This window comes from Pedococcus sp. (assembly GCF_036554925.1).
Classification (GTDB): Bacteria; Actinomycetota; Actinomycetes; order Actinomycetales; family Dermatophilaceae; genus Pedococcus_A.
The window spans coordinates 1-2,415 of sequence record NZ_DATBMI010000065.1 but is presented as its reverse complement, the minus strand read 5'-3'; the positions used below and the strand labels follow the sequence as shown (position 1 = coordinate 2,415).

Sequence of the window (2,415 nt, the reverse complement as noted above, 5' to 3'; positions counted from 1 at the left end):
CGAGCCCATCGCCTTCAACGGCCATCTCGACGTCGAGCTCGAGGACGGCACGACGTACCGCGTCGAGATCGAGCGCGCGCACATGGAGGAGGACACCGGCAAGAGCCTCCACGTCGGCGGCTCCACCGGCCGCATCCACGGAGCCGAGTACTCCCTGGTCGACTACAACCGCGCCGGCATCCCGCTCATCGAGATCGTCACCAAGCCGATGACGGGTGCGGGGGAGCGCGCTCCCGAGGTGGCCAAGGCCTACGTCGCCACGCTGCGAGACCTGCTGCGCGCCCTCCACGTCTCCGACGTCCGCATGGAGCAGGGCTCGCTGCGCTGCGACGCCAACGTCTCGCTGCGCCCGCGCGCCACGGAGGACCAGCACCAGGACGACGTACCGCTCGGCACCCGCACCGAGACCAAGAACGTCAACTCCCTGCGCTCGGTCGAGCGAGCCGTGCGCTACGAGATCTGCCGGCACGCCGCCATCCTCGACGCCGGCAGAGCGATCACCCAGGAGACCCGGCACTGGCACGAGGACACCGGAGTCACCACGAGCGGGCGGGTGAAGTCCGACGCCGAGGACTACCGCTACTTCCCGGAGCCCGACCTCGTGCCCGTCGCGCCGACGCGGCAGACCGTCGAGGCCCTGGCCCAGACGCTGCCGGAGCCGCCGACCCAGCGCCGTCGCCGCCTGCAGGGCGACTGGGGCTTTTCCGACCTCGAGATGCGCGACGTCGTCAACGCGGGCGCGGTCGAGCTCATCGAGCTCTCCGTCGAGGCCGGCGCGACTCCGGCCGGGGCCCGCAAGTGGTGGACCGGTGAGCTCGCCCGGCGCGGCAACGCCGAGGGCAGGGCCGTCGACGAGTTCGGTGTCACCCCCGAGCACGTGGCAGAGCTGGACCGCCTGGTCAAGCAGGGCCGTCTCAACGACTCGATGGCCCGGCAGGTGCTCGACGGCGTCATCGCCGGCGAGGGCAGCCCCGTCGAGGTGGCCGATGCGCGTGGTCTCGAGCTGGTGCAGGACGACGGCGCCCTCGAGGCAGCTGTCGACAAGGTCATCGCCGCGAACCCCGACGTCGCCGAGAAGGTCCGCGGTGGCAAGGTGCAGGCCGCCGGCGCCCTCATCGGCCAGGTCATGAAGGAGATGAAGGGCCGGGCCGACGCCGGCAAGGCCCGCGAGATCATCCTCGAGCGCCTCGGCGCCAGCTGATCCCCAGCCCGCACGGTGGGTGTGGTGTGCCGGTGCGGAGGAGGTCAGCGCAGCGTGGACTCGGGGATGACGAGCAGCCGGTCATCGCCCTCTCGCGGGGTGCCTCGGGCGGTGTTGTTGGTGAGGACCCAGAGCCTGCCGTCGGGGCCGACCACCACGTCGCGCAGCCGGCCGTACTCGCCGTCGAGCAGTCGCTGCGGCTCGCCCGCCTGACCGCCGCGGAAGGGGATGCGCCACAGCGACTCGCCTCGCAGGGCAGCCATGTAGACCGTCCCGTCCGCGGTCACGGCGATGCCGCTGGGCGAGGAGTCGGAGGTCGCCCACTGGCGCAGCGGGTCCACGAAGCCGGCCTGGCCCGCGCGGCCTTCGACCTCGGGCCAGCCGTAGTTCGCCCCGGGCCGGATCAGGTTGAGCTCGTCCCAGGTGTTCTGGCCGAACTCGCTCGCGAAGAGCCGGCCGGCGCGGTCCCAGGCGAGCCCCTGCACGTTCCGGTGGCCGTAGGACCACACCGGGGAGCCCCGGAAGGGGTTGCCGGGCGCGGGCCTGCCGTCCCGGGTGACGCGCAGGATCTTGCCCGCCAGCGAGGAGCGGTCCTGGGCGGCCGACCCGTCACCGGCGTCACCGGTCGCGACGTAGAGGTGGCCGTCGGGACCGAAGGCGATGCGCCCGCCGTTGTGGTTGCGGGCCTTGGGGATGCCGGTGAGCACGGGCTGGGGCGTGCCCGCCTTCCCGTCGGCGAAGGTCAGCCGTACGACGCGGTTGTCCCCGCTGGCGGTGAAGTAGAGGTAGACGGTCCGGTCGCTGGCGAAGTCGGGCGAGGCGGCGACGCCGAGCAGGCCGCCCTCGCCCTCGGGGACGACCCCGGCGACGGTCCCGAGCCGCACCGGTGCGGCGCCCTCGCGAACCTGGTACAGCCGCGCCTGGTCGCGGGTGGTCAGGAGTGCAGAACCGTCCGGCAGGAAGGCCAGCCCCCACGGCACGTCGAGCCCCTCGGCCACGGTCGTGCGGCGGATCGGAGCTCGCGAGGTCGTGGGGGCCGGCGCGGTCGGAGGTGTCGTGGTCGCCGGTGCTGTCGTGGAGGGCGTCGGCGTCACCGATCCGTTGGTGGCTGCAGACACCGGCGCGGAGAGCGACGGTGCGGTGACGTCCGTCCCGCTGTCGCTCTCCGCGCTGGCACATCCTGCGGTGGCCAGGACCAGCACCACCAGGGCTGC

The 2,415-nt window shown here is 73.0% G+C and carries 2 protein-coding genes; one reads left to right on the top strand and one right to left on the bottom strand.

Translation table 11 applies throughout. The annotated features are described in order from the left end of the window. Positions 1–1,201 (top strand): Asp-tRNA(Asn)/Glu-tRNA(Gln) amidotransferase subunit GatB (gene gatB / locus VIB11_RS05440; protein WP_332029124.1); only part of this gene is annotated, 1,201 nt, incomplete at its 5' end. Positions 1,202–1,245: 44 nt separating this feature from the next. Here gatB and VIB11_RS05435 read toward each other — a convergent pair. Next, positions 1,246–2,415 (bottom strand): PQQ-dependent sugar dehydrogenase (locus VIB11_RS05435; protein ID WP_332029122.1); only part of this gene is annotated, 1,170 nt, incomplete at its 5' end.